This window comes from Pedobacter agri (assembly GCF_032678665.1).
GTDB lineage: Bacteria > Bacteroidota > Bacteroidia > Sphingobacteriales > Sphingobacteriaceae > Pedobacter > Pedobacter agri_A.
The window spans coordinates 85,058-102,099 of record NZ_JAVTSH010000006.1 but is presented as its reverse complement, the minus strand read 5'-3'; the positions used below and the strand labels follow the sequence as shown (position 1 = coordinate 102,099).

The 17,042-nt window shown below is 38.5% G+C and carries 11 protein-coding genes; 6 read left to right on the top strand and 5 right to left on the bottom strand.

The window, feature by feature from the left end; genetic code table 11:
• The first annotated feature begins 41 nt into the window (after positions 1 to 41).
• Positions 42 to 1,079 (top strand): hypothetical protein, encoded by a 1,038-nt coding sequence (locus tag R2Q70_RS13685; RefSeq protein ID WP_316808131.1) that lies wholly within the window; start codon positions 42 to 44, stop codon positions 1,077 to 1,079.
• Between the two features lie 201 nt (positions 1,080 to 1,280).
• The gene (gene msrA, locus R2Q70_RS13680; protein WP_316808130.1) at positions 1,281 to 1,823 is read left to right on the top strand and encodes a peptide-methionine (S)-S-oxide reductase MsrA; all 543 of its coding nucleotides are present in this window, start codon (positions 1,281 to 1,283) and stop codon (positions 1,821 to 1,823) included.
• Here the strand turns inward: msrA and R2Q70_RS13675 are convergent, their stop codons facing one another.
• Both R2Q70_RS13675 and pnuC read right to left on the bottom strand, forming a co-directional pair.
• Complete coding sequence (locus R2Q70_RS13675; protein ID WP_316808129.1) at positions 1,824 to 2,912, bottom strand: acyl-CoA dehydrogenase family protein; 1,089 nt, start codon at positions 2,910 to 2,912, stop codon at positions 1,824 to 1,826.
• A gap of 20 nt (positions 2,913 to 2,932) precedes the next feature.
• Positions 2,933 to 3,553 (bottom strand): nicotinamide riboside transporter PnuC, encoded by a 621-nt coding sequence (pnuC, locus tag R2Q70_RS13670; RefSeq protein WP_316808128.1) that lies wholly within the window; start codon positions 3,551 to 3,553, stop codon positions 2,933 to 2,935.
• A gap of 131 nt (positions 3,554 to 3,684) precedes the next feature.
• On the opposite strand from pnuC, the gene R2Q70_RS13665 reads away from it, so the two are divergent.
• The gene (locus tag R2Q70_RS13665) at positions 3,685 to 3,942 is read left to right on the top strand and encodes a hypothetical protein (RefSeq protein ID WP_316808127.1); all 258 of its coding nucleotides are present in this window, start codon (positions 3,685 to 3,687) and stop codon (positions 3,940 to 3,942) included.
• A 68-nt stretch (positions 3,943 to 4,010) separates the two neighbouring features.
• Here the strand turns inward: R2Q70_RS13665 and R2Q70_RS13660 are convergent, their stop codons facing one another.
• The 3 genes from R2Q70_RS13660 to R2Q70_RS13650 all read right to left on the bottom strand — a co-directional run bounded on the left by R2Q70_RS13660 (position 4,011) and on the right by R2Q70_RS13650 (position 8,553).
• Positions 4,011 to 6,911 carry a DNA gyrase/topoisomerase IV subunit A gene (locus R2Q70_RS13660; protein ID WP_316808126.1) on the bottom strand — a complete coding sequence of 967 codons (2,901 nt, stop codon included), beginning with the start codon at positions 6,909 to 6,911 and terminating at the stop codon, positions 4,011 to 4,013.
• Positions 6,912 to 7,544: 633 nt separating this feature from the next.
• Positions 7,545 to 7,973: an EamA family transporter gene (locus R2Q70_RS13655; RefSeq protein ID WP_316808125.1), complete on the bottom strand. Its 429-nt coding sequence runs from the start codon at positions 7,971 to 7,973 to the stop codon at positions 7,545 to 7,547.
• Positions 7,974 to 8,058: 85 nt separating this feature from the next.
• A complete protein-coding gene (locus tag R2Q70_RS13650; RefSeq protein WP_316808124.1) occupies positions 8,059 to 8,553 on the bottom strand; it encodes a cytidine deaminase in 495 nt (164 codons plus the stop codon).
• Positions 8,554 to 8,701: 148 nt separating this feature from the next.
• Between R2Q70_RS13650 and R2Q70_RS13645 the strand changes: the two genes are divergently transcribed.
• From R2Q70_RS13645 to R2Q70_RS13635, 3 genes are read left to right on the top strand one after another with little or no spacing between them, the layout of a single operon-like run.
• On the top strand, positions 8,702 to 13,693 hold the full coding sequence (locus R2Q70_RS13645) for a translocation/assembly module TamB domain-containing protein (RefSeq protein WP_316808123.1): 4,992 nt from the start codon (positions 8,702 to 8,704) through the stop codon (positions 13,691 to 13,693).
• Entirely contained in the window at positions 13,677 to 15,977 is a 2,301-nt protein-coding gene (locus R2Q70_RS13640) for a BamA/TamA family outer membrane protein (RefSeq protein WP_316808122.1), read from the top strand. Before R2Q70_RS13645 ends, R2Q70_RS13640 begins: the two co-directional genes overlap by 17 nt.
• A 7-nt stretch (positions 15,978 to 15,984) precedes the next feature.
• On the top strand, positions 15,985 to 17,013 hold the full coding sequence (locus R2Q70_RS13635; RefSeq protein WP_316808121.1) for a YihY/virulence factor BrkB family protein: 1,029 nt from the start codon (positions 15,985 to 15,987) through the stop codon (positions 17,011 to 17,013).
• Positions 17,014 to 17,042: the final 29 nt, after the last annotated feature.

Sequence of the window (17,042 nt, the reverse complement as noted above, 5' to 3'; positions counted from 1 at the left end):
ATTCGGAAAAACTGTTTAAACTTTAATACTTTATAATATCTATGAAATTTCCTCAATTAGCGGGTACTCTAATCCTTGGGTTTGCTGCAATAAGCTTATTTGCCAACTGCAATGCAGATGGTAAGAGCGGAAGTGGCGCAAGCGCTGACACATCCAAAAAGAAAACAGATTCTACAGTTAACATGATGAAACCTGTTGATAGAAAACTGTACGACTCGCTAGATAAGAAACTCGCTAACGGTGATACAACTGGTAAATGGCCGGTAAAAAACCAACCAACACCTCTAGCTGGAGCAATTTTACCTTTCAAACGTATTGTGGTTTATTATGGCAACCTGCACTCAAAAAAGATGGGTGCTTTGGGCGAATATGCACCGAAAGAAATGTGGCAACGCCTAAACACGGAGGTGAAGAAATGGGAAAAAGCAGATCCGACTACTCCGGTTCAACCAGGCCTGCATTACATTGCAGCAGTTGCAAGCGGAACTGCCGGTAAAGATGGAAAATACATCAACCGTATGGGCAACAAGCAGATTGATTCAGTTCTGAAAATCTCAAAGATGCAACCTAATACGATTGTATTTTTAGATCTTCAGGTGGCTTTGAGTACCATTAAGGCAGAATTACCGCATATTGAAAAATATTTGCAGTTACCTTATGTTCATTTAGGCATTGACCCTGAATTCTCGATGAAAGATGGTTCTCTACCTGGCAAAAAAATCGGAACTTACGATGCAGCCGATATTAATTATGTTACCGGATACCTTGCTGATATGGTAAAAAAATACAATTTGCCTCCAAAAGTTTTTGTATTACACCGTTTTACCAGGAAAATGGTTACCAATTCACAAAACATTAAATTACGCCCTGAAGTACAGGTAGTAATGCATATGGATGGATGGGGTGAGCCAGAATTGAAAAAAGGAACTTACAGGCATTTTATCCAAAGTGAGCCTGTTCAGTTTACTGGTTTCAAGTTATTTTATAAAAATGATTTGAAAAAAGCGCCTAACAGATTAATGACTCCGGAGGAGTTATTGAAACTAACTCCAAAACCAATTTACGTTCAGTATCAATAAGATACTTTCATAAATCATAAAATCCTCATTCATTCATTTGAATGAGGATTTTTTTATGTTGAGAATAACACATCATCGAACTTTAGCAGCAGATTGAAACTTACAAAACGTTGAAATTTAATTCGCTGAAAGCCAATTTAATGTATAATATCTTTACGTTTCCAAGATCTATAATGGCATAGTTTTCGTTATGTTATGCTTATGCAAAAAGCAACATTTGGCGGCGGCTGTTTTTGGTGCACCGAGGCAATATTTCAGACTTTAAAAGGTGTGGAAAAGGTGACTTCTGGTTATATGGGTGGTGAGTTAAAGCACCCAACTTATATGGAAATTTCTCATGGAGATACGGGCCATGCAGAGGTTGTTGAAATTGAATTCGATGAAGAAGTAATTACTTATGATGATCTTCTGCTCATCTTCTTTAATACCCATAACCCCACAACACTCAACAAGCAGGGAAATGACGTTGGCACACAATACCGATCAATTATCTTTTACCATAATGCCACTCAGCAGCAACAGGTTGAAAAAATTATCACCGACCTTAGCCAGCAAAACGTTTTCGAAAATCCAATTGTAACAGAAATTCTTCCTGCTGCTGATTTTTATGAAGCAGAAGATTATCATCAGGATTATTTTAATCAAAACCAGAACAAGCCCTATTGTACATTTGTGATTCAGCCAATACTAAACAAGTTTGCCAGCGACTTTAAAGAAAAAATTAAGCCTGAACTTTTAGGATAACTAGTTTTCAAAGGTGAGTAAAGCATGTTGACTTGCGGTATGCATATCTCGCCAAACGCGATTAATTTCACTATCTTTTTTCGCTGCTTCAAGTCCACAGTAAGGGAAAAGCAAATCTGCTGATCTACGGCAGGCATGGGCGAGTTTTCTGCTCAATGAACTTACTTGTACCAACACATCCGCGTCGATTCGACCTGTATTAATCAACTGCTCCCACGACTGATCAAATGCGGCATAAAATTGAGCCTTTAAACCAGAAATTTCTGCCTTACAGGTATTGAGTACAGAAGTAAAATAAGCAATCTGGTCTTCCTGATATCGTTTTAAACCTGATCTTGAGAAAAAAGCATCTTCTACTAATTTAATAAAATGATTCGCCATGCCTAAACTGTTCACAGCCAACGTCGTTTCAGCAAGTTGTAGAAAAGGATAATCAAATCCCTCGTCACTTACTGCTATGGTATCATTAATTTTGAAAGTTCTGTTTAAAGGAACTTCGAGGTTGTTCACTTCAAAAGCGTGACTTCCGGTCGCAATTAACCCAAAATAAGACCATCCGGCTAAAATTTCTACTTCGTTCTTTTTAAGGATGAACGACTTAATTTCAGGTTTACCATCCAAATCCAGCACATCTGATCCATCATCGTTTTTGAGCATACAATTGGCCGTAAAAATTGTAGCATGGAGTGCACCACTGGCGTATTTCCAATGACCGTTTACCAGGTAACCGTTATTGGTTTTTACTGCGGTGCCGCCAACAGCACCGCTTCCTGCAAAACACACTTCTCTATCAGCAAAAACTTCTTTTGCCAGTGCGGGATCCAAAAATCCGGCAAACCATGCAGCTCCTGCACAAAGGGTAACCGTCCATCCCAAACTTCCATCGGCTTCCGCTAATTCTTCTTCCAGCCTTAAAATTTCGGGGAGTTTTTTACCAGCACCGCCATAAATTTCTGGTACAAACAGTTTAAACCAGTTTTCCTGATAGGCAAGTGCTAAAATTTCGGGATGCAACGCTCCCATTTCTTCAGATTGTGCTGCAAATGCGCTTACTTTCTCTTGCCAGGTTGCGGTTAATGTATTTTGCATAAATAGTTTCTGGTCACAGATTATACTGTTTTCAACGTATTTTTCTCGATGATTTTTTTCCAATCCATGAATCCAAAAATGGCTACTACAAATAAAAACATGGTCAAGCAGCCCATTAAAGGAAGTTTTTTATGAAATAACAAAGGGATGGCTACGATATTGGATATATTTAGAAAAATCCAGTTTTCTATTTTGCGTTTGGCCAACAGCCACATTCCGGCCCAGGCGGTTGAGGAAACAAAAGCATCAAGCAGCGGAACATCAGAATCAGTATGGTTATGCAACACAAAATAAAGGATCCCAAATCCAAGCACCGATATTAAAACAGCAATACCAATTTCATTTTTGGTACTCCATGCAACCTGGTTTTCGCCGTCTTGTTTACGCTTTTTCCATATCATCCAGCCATAAACACTCATCACCAGGTAATAAATGCTCAACAGCATTTCGGCATAAAGCTTTACGTTTAGTAGCAAATACATGGAAAGCAAAATGGATACAATGCCAGTTGGATATAACCAGATATTGTTTCTTTTAGCCAGCAACACTTCCGATACGCCGAAGCCAACTGCTAACCATTCGATAATTGAGGTGTGTAAAATCTGCTCTTGAAAAAGCCTGAACCACTCTTGAAAATCCATTTACAATACTTTTCGTCTTTCGACGGATAAAAAATAATTGAAACTGCTTTCAGGGCAAAACAGCATTGTAAATTTAACCTCTTCCCTACGTCGGCATTATCCGAATCAGGTGCATTTAAGTCGAAAGTTTTTTGTTTAAAGTTGAAAGTTTGAACTTTCGCCTTTGGCCTTTTAACCGTCAACTTAAAATGGGTGTAATCTCAGCCTTTTGTTTGCAGCAGAAATTGCAAAATTCAAAAAGCACCCCTTTGAGTAGCGCAAATATAGTTTTTAAATTGAAAGAATCTAATTTTTATTTCAGCTGTCATTCTGAACGCAGTGAAGAATCTTTAGGCGATGAAACACAATCTTCAAACAATACACTGCCGAATGATAGCGGAATATTTTAAGACATCATTAATCGGTTGCAGATTCTTCGTTCCTCAGAATGACAAAAGCGCCGGATTAGGTAATCCCACTAAAATAACCCTAGCTGTCCTTTATCATCAATCTCGATATCATTTGGGTTGGTAATTTCGAAATCAACTTTCTTAACAGGTTTTTCTTCAACTTTTGGCTTTTCCTGAATTTTTGGTTCCTCTTTTTTCACAGGAACTGGTTTAGGCGTTTCAACCGGCTTTTCAACTTCAACAACAGGCCTCTCCTGCACAACAGGTTTTTCCGATGTTACCGGGTCAGCTTTACGTTCAAATTTCGGTTTCGGTTTTTCTTCGGCAGGCGCTTTTTCAGCTACTTGAGTTTCAACTTCACCGGCAACTGCCTCTTCGTCAACTTCATTCTCCGTTGAATTCTCTTCCTCACCTGAAGTTTCATTTCCTCCATCGTCTTCACTTTCATCAATTTCCTCAACTTCAACTTCAGGCTCCTGCAATTCCACCTTCTGCACATCGTGTGGCGACAAGCGGTTACCATTTGCTTTTAGGCCTTTCACATCAATCAATTCAGCCAAAACTAAATCCAGCGTTTCAGGAATTTGAGTTTTACCTTTCAGCACATCAACCATTACTTTGGCACCAGCATTGGCGGTTAAAAACAATAATCGTGATTTTGGTTCTTCGCTGATGAATACAACTTTTTTACCGTTAGATTGTAACTCGAAATTGAATCGTTTAATGAAGTAATTTTGTGCTTTGCCATCAAAATGTACAGCCGCAAATACTTTCTCTGCATCAAACTTCTCAATTAAAAGCAAACCATCATCAAAGTGGTTACTCAATTCGAAAGAACTTAACTCATAGTAACCATCCTTATGTACCTGCAGAATTCTGTCGTCACCATCGAACTCACCCAGATACTTCCCTCTACCATCAACATTTAAGCGTTTCAGTAGGTCATCGTACCAAATTTTAAGCCCTGATAAGGTAGAGACACCTTTGCTTTTGAGTGTAATTTTTTTAACCGGATATTTAGAAACAATATTCCCTTGCGAACCCCGACCTTTAATGGCCACTTCCGCAAAATCAAGGTCGAATTGGAGTTTGCGCAGTTTCGAATGCGGTTTCAACGCCACGTTCACTACTTCAGCCTCACCATTTGGGTTAGCTGTGAAATATAAAACTTTCGATCCTTTCGAACCCTTTGTCAAATCGTATTCCTTATCGCGTGTTACGCCAACAACTGCAAAACGTTTAATGTAAGATGTGCCTGTAGAACCATCTTTATAAACCATATTGTAAATCGTCCGCTCATCGTTTTTCTTAAATACCTGCGCATGGATAATCCCCTTACCAACGAAGGTTTTATCAGCAACTTTAGTGATCATGCATTTTCCATCTTCACGGAAAACAATTACCTCATCAATATCCGAGCAGTCGGCAATAAACTCATCTTTACGCAAGCCCGTTCCGATAAAACCATCCTCACGGTTCATATACAACTTCACGTTAGCCAACGCCACTTTCGATGCCTCTACCCGATCGAACAAACGGATCTCCGTTTTACGTTCTCTGCCTTTTCCGTATTTATCCTTTAAACGCTGAAACCATGCAATTGCATAGTCGGTTAAATGTTTCAAGTGATTTTTAACCACCTTAATTTCATCTTCCAGGTTTTTCATCTGCTCATCGGCCTTTTTCACATCAAATCGGGTGATGCTACTCATGGGCTTATCAATCAGCTTTTTAAAATCTTCAGGTAAAATTTCGCGGTAAAGTGAAGGTTTAAAAGGATCAAATAAAAGATGTAAAACCTCTACAACGGTATCAAAATTACTTGAGTTTTCATATTCAGGATTTTTGTACATTCCCTCCTGAATAAATATCTTAAGTAGTGAACTAAAGAAAATTTTCTCCTGCAACTCATGCAAGCGAATCTCCAGTTCCTTTTTTAATAAACTTTTGGTATGTTTTGTATTCTCAATCAGAATGTCGTTCACACTTAAAAAATGCGGCTTATCATCCTGAATGATACAAGTGTTTGGCGAAATAGAAACCTCGCAAGCCGTAAAAGCATATAGCGCATCGATGGTTACATCAGGCGAAATGCCTGGAGCCAAATGCACAATAATTTCCACATTGGCGGCGGTACTGTCTTCAATTTTCTTGATCTTGATTTTGCCCTTATCATTGGCAGCCAAAATACTATCGATTACTGAACTTGTGGTGGTACTGTAAGGCACCTCGGTAATCACCAAAGTCTTTTTGTCTTTTTCAGTAATCTTAGCACGTACTCGGATTTTCCCACCACGCTGACCTTCATTATAATTCGAAAAATCTGCCGCACCGCCTGTGAAAAAGTCGGGTAGAATATTCGGCCGGATACCTTTCAGCGCATCGATAGAAGCATCAAGAAGTTCAACAAAATTATGCGGCATTACTTTGGTTGCCAAACCCACCGCAATACCTTCTGCTCCTTGCGCCAATAACAAAGGAAATTTTACAGGTAAGGTAATCGGTTCATTGTTTCGCCCGTCGTAACTTAACTGCCATTCTGTGGTATCAGGATTAAAAACTACCTCATTTGCAAATTTCGATAAACGAGCTTCTATATAACGAGGTGCCGCGGCACTATCACCGGTAATTGGATCGCCCCAGTTACCCTGCATATCAATCAGCAAATCTTTCTGACCAATCTGCACCATTGCATCGCCAATTGAAGCATCACCATGTGGATGATACTTCATCGTATTACCAATCACATTCGCCGCCTTATTGAAACGTCCATCGTCCATTTCTTTCAGCGAGTGCATAATCCGGCGCTGCACAGGCTTTAATCCATCGTGAATGTGCGGAACCGCCCTATCCAGAATTACATAAGAAGCGTAATCGAGGAACCAGTTTTCGTACAAACCGTTAATTGGGGTAATCGTATGTTTATGTTCTTCGTTTGGATTTAGGTTTTGGTCTGATTCTTCACTCATTTATCTACAGAAATTGGCAGCCGTAAATATAATAAAAATGATTGCACAGTGTAAATACAGGTTATACACATTTCAGAATTGCAATTTCCGTTATTTTTTATTTGGAAAGCAGGGTTCTGATCTTTTTTGAAAGCCTCTTCCTGCTTTCCGCTGTATCTTTTAGCCATTCTTCGCTACGCTCAGCATAATGGCTAAAAGGATGCCGCTCCAATCAGGTTTATTTAACTAAGAGTACTGCTACTGGCGATAATCAAACCACCCCCTTACCCCTCCTTGAAAATAAGGAGGGGAGTTTGGATTATGGTAAACAATTTAGATCGTGGAATTTGAAATACTTAGGATTTAACGCAACTAGCCCCCTGAACATGAACAAATTTGCCAAAGCAAAAACTACTCCCCTCCTACTTTAGGTGGCAATTTGAAAGATTTCGGGCACAAAGCAAATAGCCCATTGAAAATGAACAAATTTTGCCAAAGCAGAAACTACTCCCCTCCTAATTTAGGAGGGGCAAGGGGTGGTTAAACCTTGCCTAAAACCACCAATAGCTCTTCGAGATGTTCTGAAAGGCATCTCGAAGACGCAATAACCGGGATTTTTAATCCCGTTATTACAAGATTTCTTCATCATCAAAATTATTCGCCTGGATCAGATAGTGCGATCAATACTGCTCCTGCAATCATAACCGTTCCACCTACCACAAGTTGCCAGGTGATTTTCTCTTTCAAAAAAATAATAGATAACACAATTGCAATCACTAATGAAGTTCTTTCAATGGTAGCAACATAAGATGCCGGCCCCATTGATAAAGCTTTGTAAGAAAACAATGTAGATAGTGAGGTAAACACCCCGGCAGAAAGAAGAAATATCCAGGCATTTTTTTCTATTCCTTTCCAATCGCTAAAGTTGCCCTGATAAAAAACCACGCCCCAGGTAATCAGTAAAATCAATACTGCCTGAATGGCAAAAGCCAGACTCGAATCTACATTTTTCAATCCTGCTTTTGTGAGCACAATGACCAAAGCTGCTGAAAATGCGGCCAGCGCCGCCCATACAATCCACATAGTTATGTCTTTTCTACATAACAGCAGAAACAGCTAAATAGATTGTAACAAAAAACAATAGGGCAATAACAGCCAAAAATCCTGCCTATGCTTTTACCGCCAGCCGATCCTCGACAAAAGAAAACGGCAACAGACTTTGAACACTTGGTACTTTTAAAATCTCGCCATTTAAGCAATAGAAGATTACCTCAATTGGCGCTGATTGTTTACGTTCGAACTCAGCCATCACCTGCAAGCAACCGCCACAGGATGTTACAGGTTTTAAAATTTCAAAAGCATCTGTTTGTGCGGTGATGGCCATACTTTCAATTACAGCATCTGGATAATTGGAGCCAATTGCAAATAGCGCAACGCGTTCAGCACATAAGCCTGACGGATAAGCTAGGTTTTCCTGATTGCTACCCAAAATGATTTCTCCAGAGGCTAGTCTGATTGCCGTACCAACTCTAAACTTTGAGTATGGAGAGTAAGAACTAGCCAGTGCTTCTTCAGCTGATTTACAAAGTTCAGCATCATTTTCTTTCAATTCGTCAATGCCAGCATATTGCTCAAAGCTTATATTTAGATTTAATAATTTCATTTTTAATTGATTATGAAACCGCCAATGTTAAATTTTTATAGCGGGCGAACAATTTAGTTTATTTTTTGTATTAAATATAAAATCTGCCGCTAAATTTAATTTTAATGGCATGCTTTTAGCATTTGACAACCACCAAACATAATCCGCTTTGAATAAATACGTACGTAAAAGTTTAAAAGTCCTGCTTTGGGTTATTGCCTCAATTATCATTCTTGTTGTTGGTATAGCCCTCTCGCTTAACATCCCTGCTGTACAAAATTTTGTGAAGGGAAAGGCCATTAATTACCTCAAAACCAAGACTAAAACGGAAGTTAGCCTCGAAAGTATCAAAATCGCTTTACCAAAAGATGTGGTTTTGAATAAGTTTTATATTGAAGATTTAAAAGGCGATACTTTATTATATGCTGAAAAATTAGCGGTTGATATTAGTCTTTTCAAGCTCCTGGATAATACTGTTGAGATTAACAATGTTGAACTAAAAAACATACGGGCAAATGTTAAAAGAATAAGTCCTGACACAACTTTTAATTTTTCCTTTTTGGTAGATGCTTTCATGAGCGACCAAAAAAAGCCCGAAGAAAAGGTTGATAAAGACACTACTTCAACATTAAAATTTTCGGTTGATAAGGTTTCTTTCGAAGATATTGGTTTAACCTATCGTGATGATGTTGCCGGCAATGACGTTAAACTTTATTTAGGTGCTTTTAAAACTAAACTAAAAACTTTTGATTTAGCTGGCCAGCACTATGTTATTAAAGATTTAAGCTTAAATAATACCTCACTTAAATATCTCCAGCAAAAACCTTTGGTAGAGTTGGTTCAACATGTAACCAATAGTGTTGACAGTAGCCAGAAAGCAGCCGGAAAACTCCCTTTAATAGAAGTGGAGAATTTTGCTTTTAATAATGTAAAAGTAAATTACGATGATCAGATTTCGACTACAAAAGCAGTAGCAGATGTAAATGAATTAGGCCTCGTTAACCTTAAAGTTGATTTAACGAATAGCAAATACACCGTTGAGGATGCAAAGCTTAACAAATCAAATATTCTTTTTGCCTTCAAACCAGCGCCAAGCAACGATTTGAAAAAGGTAAAAGATACCGTAGTACCTGAGAAATCGCCTTTGGGCCTAATGATCAAAAATATTAGCCTGGCAGATAACAATGTTCAGTTTGACAATTTGGGCGCAAAAGCCGCTCCAAAAGGAATGGATTTTAACCATTTAAAAATTACAGGCTTAACATTTGGTGCAGGCGATGTAAGTTACAGTGCCGATGGAATTAAAGCGAATGTAAAAAATGGATCACTTAAGGAAAAAAGTGGCTTTGCTTTAAATGAGCTAAAAGGAAATGCGGTTTATAACGACAAGCAAATCAAGCTGACCAATTTCGTTCTAAAAACCCCAAATACCACCATCGAGAACGCTACCGAATTGAATTTCACATCAATGGATGACTTAACAAAACATCCGGAAAGGGTAAAATTAGCTTTGAGCCTGAAAAATACTACGATTGGTTTAAAAGATGCAGGTTATTTTAGTGATGCCATTCCGGCTAATTATCGAAATGAAAAAATCAAAATCAACGCTGATGTTAATGGATATTTAAATAACCTGAACATTCCCCGCTTACAAATTAGCGGGTTAAAAAATACGCAGATTGATATTAGCGGTACCGCGAAAGGATTGCCGGATATTAATAAAACCTTCCTTGATTTAAATATCAAAAAACTTTATGTTACCAAAAGCGATATTCTGGTTGCTGTACCCAGAAAATCACTCCCGCCAAGTATTGAGTTGCCAAATGTAATTAATGCAAAAGGAAAGTTTACGGGTTCCATGACGGATTTCAACACCAATATGAATATCCAGACGGATATGGGTGGGGCCATTTTAACCGCAGCCATGAAAGGACCAAAAGGCAGAGAAAGTTACAAAGCGGATGTGGCTCTGAATAACTTTAACGTGGGTAGGTTATTAAAAATGCAACCTAAATTAGGGCGTGTTTCGGTAAAGGCTAATGTTGCCGGAACCGGATTAGATCCAAAGAAAATTAATGCAAAATTTAATGCCCGTGTTTTAAGTGCCTATTATAACAAATATACGTACCGCAATTTAAATCTTGCTGGTACTTATGCCAACCAAAATGTGGCCATAAAAGGAAGCATGCCTGATAGTAACGCCAATTTCGTACTCGATGCAAAAGCGAGCCTGGCTGGCAAATATCCTGCAGTAAAAGCTGATTTGAATTTAAAATCGTTGAATCTTCAGGCATTAAATTTCAGCCCGACTGTTTTAAGTGCTGCAGGTTTGGTAAAAGTTGATTTAACAACAGCCGATGCTGATTATTTGAACGGCGCTGTAGATATTACGGGTTTACAACTCGTAAAAGACGCACAAAGAATTAATGTAGATACCATTTCCGTTAGGGCAAAAACTACGGAAACAGAAAATGAACTCACGCTGAAATCAGAAATTTTATCGGCCAAAATTGATGGTAAATACCAGTTGACTAAAGTTGGCAGTGCAATCATCAATGAGATTAATAAATATTATGCATTCGGTACGGTAACTAAAATTCCTGATCAGCGTTTAAGATTTGCCGTGCAAATTTATGATTCTAAATTATTGAAACAGTTTGTACCAGAATTAACGGTTTTCAAACAATCTCAGTTTTACGGATTGATAGATACGCAAAAAGACAGCTTGCAAATCAAAGGAAACTTTCCACAAGTAGTATACGGCGATTTCAAAGTAGACACTACGGTTTTAAATATTAATAATGACAACAATAAACTGGCTTATGCGCTAACCGTTAAAAGTTTGCAAAGCCCATCAGTTGCATTATTTAATACCGAAGTGAGCGGCGATGCAGCAAACAACAACTTGGGTGTAAACATATTCCTTCGCGATAGACAAAGAAAAGATAAATATGTAATTGGCGGAACATTTCAATCCATCAATAAGGATTTCAAATTCAGCTTAGACCCTCAAAAATTATTATTGGACTATCAGAAATGGGTGGTTTCTCAGGATAATTATATCCAGTTTGGTGCATCTGGAATTTTGGTTAATCAGTTTCAGATCAGCAATAGTGGTCAGTCATTAGCAATCAACAGTAACCCTACGCAACCAAATGCGCCACTATCGGTTGAATTTAAAGATTTTCAATTGGAAACTTTAACCAAGTTTGCCGAAACGGATACAACCTTAGTTGGCGGTCGATTAAATGGAACAGCTAATGTTAAAGATCTTGCTTCTACGCCTAAGTTCGAAGCAAATTTAACCATTGATCAACTCCGTTATCAAAAAGATGAACTGGGAACTTTGCGTGTTGCAGTAAACAACAATACCCAAAATGCTTTTGAGGTAAATGTTGCACTATCTGGTGTGCATGAGTTAAGGGTAAATGGTTTTTATTATACGGCTCCTCAAAGTGCATTAGATTTAACGGTTAACATCGATAAAATCGAGATGAAAAACATTGAGAGTTTATCGCAAGGCCAACTTAAAAATGGAACTGGAACGTTAACCGGAGCACTTTCGGTGAAAGGTGCATTAACTGCTCCAAAAATATTGGGCGACTTAACTTTCAATAACGCTGGTATAAACGTGGCTTATGTAAATTCTTATTTCCGTTTGCCAAATGAAAAAATATCGTTCACCAATGAAGGAATTGCTTTCAATAACTTCACCATGCTCGATTCATTGAATCAAAAAGCGACCATAAATGGCAAGGTTTACACCACTGATTTTAAAAACTACCGTTTTGGTTTAGATATCAGGATGAATAATTTCAGGGCCATCAATTCTACCGCAGCCGATAATGATATGATTTATGGTACCGTATTTTTAACCAGTGACATCAAAGTTAGGGGCGATTTAAATCAGCCTGATGTGAACATGAACATCACGGTAAATAAAGGGACTAAATTCTTCTTCGCATTGCCGGCCAATGATCCATCAGTAATTGAGCAGGAAGGAATTGTACAGTTCATCGATGCCGATGCGCCACCATTTAATGGTCAAAAAGCTTTAAAAGTTGATAGCATTAGCAAAGCCCCTATTAAAGGACTAAACCTGGTTGCGGCTGTAAAAATTGATCCGGAGGCAGAACTAAATGTGGTGGTAGACCCTGCAAGTGGCGACAATTTAAATGTAAGAGGCGATGCAGATTTAAACGTTACCATGGATCCGAGTGGGAAAATTAGCATGACTGGCCGATACGAAATTGTTGATGGCTCATATAATTTAACTTTAGCCGTTGTAAAAAAAGAATTTAAACTGGTAAAAGGAAGCACCATTATTTGGACTGGGGAGCCTACTTCGGCAAATGCAGATCTTACGGCGTTATACGAGGTGAATGCTGCTCCAATTGATTTGTTAAACCAGCCTGATCTTTACGAAGCAAGAACTAAATTACCTTTCCAAGTTTATTTGATGATGAAGGGGGAGTTATTGAAACCGATCATTTCCTTTAAATTAGATTTACCACAAAATGAACGTGGGGCACTCAACGGACAAGTTTACACTAAATTAATTAATGTTAACCGTGATGAAAGTGAATTGAACAAACAGGTATTTGCCTTACTGGCACTAAACCGGTTCATTGCCAATAACCCTTTCGAAAGTTTATCCGGAGGTGGTGGCGGTGTTTCAACACTTGCCCGTTCGAGCGTAAGTAAATTATTAACGGAGCAACTGAATAACCTGACATCGGATTTAATTCAGGGTGTGGATCTTAATTTTGGGGTAAATTCTTCTGAAGATTACTCAACAGGATCATTACAGCAAAAAACCGATTTAGAGGTTGGCTTATCGAAAAAATTATTGAATGACAGGTTAACAGTTTCAGTAGGTAGTTCATTCGCATTGGAAGGTCCGCAGGCACCGGGAGAAAAATCGACAGATATTGCAGGAAACGTAAATGTAGAATATGCCCTATCTGCTGACGGAAGATATCGCTTACGGGCTTACAGGCGCAATCAAAACGACGTGATTGTACAGGGCCAAATTATAGAAACAGGGTTAGGATTTACTTTAGTTGTAGATTACAACAAATTCAGGGAGATATTCCAGAAGAAACGAAATAGAAGAACAAGAAACATTGAACAGAAAGCACAAGATGAGAAAACTAACTAGACCTATTTTATTTGTATTGGCCTGTTTAGTTTATGCGGGCTGTAGCAGTACGAAATCCCTGAAACCCGGCCAAGTTTTATATACTGGAGCAGACATTATCATCAATCCTGATTCTTCAGGTAAAATCGATGATGAAAAACAAGTTAAGGCAGATCTGAAAAGTAAAACCAGACCTCGCCCTAATAACAAGTTAAAGCTGGCCATATATAACTTTGCCGGTGAGCCTAAAAAACCAAAAGGCTTAAGAAACTGGATCAGGAAAAAAGGTGAGCCACCTGTACTTTTAAGTGAGGTGAAGTTAAAATACAATAACGATGTATTAACCAGTTATCTGTTAAGCGAGGGTTACTTGCAAGCTGCCGTAACCGGCGATACGGTGGTAAAGGATAAAAAAGGTAAGGCAATTTATACTGCGGTTACCGGTGAAAGATATAAAATCAACAAGATTACTTTCCCACCAGATTCTGGCGTATTAACCAGAATTATTAATGCCAACAAAGAAAAAACGTTGCTTAAGGTTGGCGATTTTTATGATCTCGACGTTTACAAAAACGAACGCGTAAGAATCGACAATGATTTAAAAGAGAATGGATATTTTTACTTCAGTCCTGATTATTTAATTATGCAGGTGGATAGTACCATTGGCAAAAATCTGGTAAATGTTACGGTGAAAGTTAAAGACATCGCACCTGATGCAGGCCTGAAACCTTACACCATCAAAAACATCAACATTTACCCTAACTATTCGTTGCGCAGAGATTCCACGCTTCGAAGTTTAAAACCTTTGCAGTATCACGATTTTAACATTTATGATGATCGGAATACGTTCAAACCAAGATTATTTGATCGATTGGTGTTCTTTCAAAAAGGAGAAGTTTATAATCGAAAAGATCATAATCAATCCTTAAACAGAATGGTAAATGTGGGCGCATTTCAGGATGTGCGGGCAGAATTTTTACCGGTTGACAGTTTCAAGAACAATCAGCTCGATTTAAATATCTACTTAACTCCATTGAAGAAAAACTCGCTTTCTTTCTCTGTTACCGGAACCAGTAAATCGAACAATTTTGTGGGTTCGGAAGTGAAGGTAACGCAAACGACCAGAAACCTTTTCAGAGGCGCTGAGCAACTGGATTTAAGTGTTAGCGGAGGTTTTGAAACGCAGACCAGAGGAACATCTTTGGGCAGAAATTCACTTTCTTTAACTGCAGAAGGTAAATTAACCTTCCCGAGGTTTATTGTACCGTTTTATAAACCAAACAGTACAACAGCCTTTATACCGAAAACAATTGCTTCATTGTCATACCAGATGTTAAACCGAGGCTCAGAATACACGCTTCATGCTTTCAAAGGAGAATTCGGTTATAATTTTAAAGAAAATCAATACAAGGAACATAATTTGAATCCAATATCTGTGAGCTATGTTTCAACTACATTTCCTTCGGATACCACAAGAGATCGATTGTTTGCTGAAAATCCGCTGTTAAGAACAACATTAGAAAATCAGTTTATTATCGGTAGTAGTTATAACTTCACCTACACCAACCAGATGGAAACCAACCGGAGAAACAATACTTTCTTCTACGGTGCAATTGAAACTGGTGGTAATTTATGGGGAACATTTGTACCAAAAGATGCTGAAGGAAAACGTTCGATTTTCAATGTGCCCCTATCTCAGTTTGTAAGGTTAGAGGCCGATTTAAGAGATTACTACAAAATAACCAGAAATATGACCTGGGCCAACCGGTTAAATGTTGGTTATGGATATGCGTATGGCAACAGTACTTCCTTGCCATTTGTTAGGCAGTTTTTTGCTGGCGGAAGTAACGATATCAGGGCGTTTCCGGCCAGAACATTAGGCCCCGGAACTTATAAAGTACCAGATGATGCCATTTTTGCTGATCAGGGCGGTGATATTAAATTGATGCTAAATTCAGAGCTAAGATTTAAACTGGTAAGCATTTTGTACGGTGCGTTGTTTGTAGATGCCGGCAACGTTTGGTTACGTAAAGAAGATACCGGCATACCGGGAACAACGAATAATGGTAGGCCAGGTTCAGAGTTTAAACTTAAAAATGCCCTTAGCGAATTGGCTGTGGGAACCGGAGCAGGTTTACGTGTAGATGCCACTATTTTCGTGATCAGGTTAGATGTCGCTTTTCCTGTTCGTAAGCCTTACCTTGCAGAAGGCCAGAGATGGGTATTTAATGATATTGCCTTTGGCAACAAAGACTGGCGCAGACAAAATTTAATTTTTAATATCGGGATAGGTTATCCATTTTAGTTTTTCAATGAAAGTAATCAAGAAGATCAAGCATTTTTTTATCGCACTTTATCATCTTTTTATAGCAGCAGGGAAAGGTTTTGCTGAAGACAGAATCACTAAACTTAGTGCTTCTTTAGCTTACTACACCATATTTTCACTCACACCGTTAATTATCATTATTCTATCGGCTGCTACTATTTTTTTAAGCGACAAAAGCAACACCGATACTCACAATAAGTTCTTCGCACAGGTTACCGACATGGTTGGTCCTGATGCTGCTTCCCAAATTCAAAGTTTCGTAGAGCACTCTACCAAGAGTGGTCAATCAACTATTGGTTTAATCATCGGTATTGCCACCTTGATATTTGGTTCTACAGCGATCTTCATCGAAATTCAGGATAGTATTAACCTAATCTGGAAGGTAAAAGCAATCCCTAAAAAAGGCTGGCTCAAAATGATTACCAACAGGCTCCTGTCTTTTTCGCTCATCGTTTCTATGGGGTTTCTGCTTCTCGTATCGCTTGTAGTAAACACTGTGGTAGTTGGCCTTGGCAACAAATTAATATCCTTATTATCAGAAACTGAAATTGATAAGGTAGTTCCAGTAGCCGACGATACCATGGCATTGCTCATTTACATCTTAAATAATGTAATTACATTGGCAGCGGTTACGGCAGTTTTCACTGTAATTTTTAAAGTGTTGCCCGATGTGGTCATCAAATGGAAATCGGCCATTATTGGCGCATTATTTACGGCAGTACTTTTTAGTTTGGGTAAATACCTGATTGGCATTTATATCGAAAAAGGAAACCCGGGATCAGCTTTTGGTGCCGCCAGTTCAATTATCGTTATCCTCCTTTGGATTTACTATACCTCTATTATTTTATACTTTGGCGCTGAATTTACCCAGGCTTATGCAGAAAAATACGATGGTGGTATCGCACCAAGTAAATATGCGGTGTTTACAAAAATCACAATCGTAGAGAAAAAAGTTGATGTATTGCCTCCACAACATCCGGAAGATACAGTGAACGCACCTGATAAAAATCTTTAGTCTTTAGTCTTTAGTCGAAATTTTTGGTG

What these genes read in the sequence shown, in the direction of transcription:
- msrA (WP_316808130.1), top strand. Translation starts at nt 1,281, where the DNA reads ATGCAAAAAGCAACATTTGGCGGCGGCTGTTTTTGGTGCACCGAGGCA.
- R2Q70_RS13685 (WP_316808131.1), top strand. Translation starts at nt 42, where the DNA reads ATGAAATTTCCTCAATTAGCGGGTACTCTAATCCTTGGGTTTGCTGCA.
- R2Q70_RS13650 (WP_316808124.1), bottom strand. Translation starts at nt 8,553, where the DNA reads ATGAAATTATTAAATCTAAATATAAGCTTTGAGCAATATGCTGGCATT.
- R2Q70_RS13660 (WP_316808126.1), bottom strand. Translation starts at nt 6,911, where the DNA reads ATGAGTGAAGAATCAGACCAAAACCTAAATCCAAACGAAGAACATAAA.
- R2Q70_RS13635 (WP_316808121.1), top strand. Translation starts at nt 15,985, where the DNA reads ATGAAAGTAATCAAGAAGATCAAGCATTTTTTTATCGCACTTTATCAT.
- R2Q70_RS13655 (WP_316808125.1), bottom strand. Translation starts at nt 7,973, where the DNA reads ATGTGGATTGTATGGGCGGCGCTGGCCGCATTTTCAGCAGCTTTGGTC.
- pnuC (WP_316808128.1), bottom strand. Translation starts at nt 3,553, where the DNA reads ATGGATTTTCAAGAGTGGTTCAGGCTTTTTCAAGAGCAGATTTTACAC.
- R2Q70_RS13675 (WP_316808129.1), bottom strand. Translation starts at nt 2,912, where the DNA reads ATGCAAAATACATTAACCGCAACCTGGCAAGAGAAAGTAAGCGCATTT.
- R2Q70_RS13640 (WP_316808122.1), top strand. Translation starts at nt 13,677, where the DNA reads ATGAGAAAACTAACTAGACCTATTTTATTTGTATTGGCCTGTTTAGTT.